At 44.4% G+C, this 372-nt stretch carries 1 protein-coding gene; it reads left to right on the top strand.

The genetic code is table 11. The annotated features are described in order from the left end of the window. The coding region (locus KH400_RS22345; protein ID WP_217228385.1) for an undecaprenyl-diphosphate phosphatase at positions 1-372 on the top strand (372 nt) is incomplete at both ends.

Genomic DNA, 372 nt, shown 5'->3' with positions numbered 1-372 from the left:
ATGTGAGAACGGTCGCTGTCGGTTTGATTTTAGGGGCTGTGCTGATGCTTGTCGCTGATTGGATCAATAAACGTAAAACAGAAACAAGCTCTGTGGATAATATGACGTACAGACAAGCGCTGTATATCGGGCTATTTCAATGTTTAGCACTATGGCCAGGCTTCTCGCGTTCAGGTTCTACAATAGCAGGTGGTGTTATTCTTGGACTGAATCACCGAGCGGCGGCTGACTTTACGTTTATTATGGCCATGCCGATTATGGCGGGAGCAAGCCTCTTAACACTTGTTAAAAATGCCGAATATTTAACAACAGACATGCTTCCATTCTTTATTGTGGGCTTTGTGAGTGCGTTTATTGTGGCTCTCTTTGTTG

It is taken from the genome of Desertibacillus haloalkaliphilus, assembly GCF_019039105.1.
GTDB lineage: Bacteria > Bacillota > Bacilli > Bacillales > KJ1-10-99 > Desertibacillus > Desertibacillus haloalkaliphilus.
The sequence above is the reverse complement of the archived record's forward strand: the minus strand, read 5'-3'. Positions and strand labels throughout refer to the sequence as shown.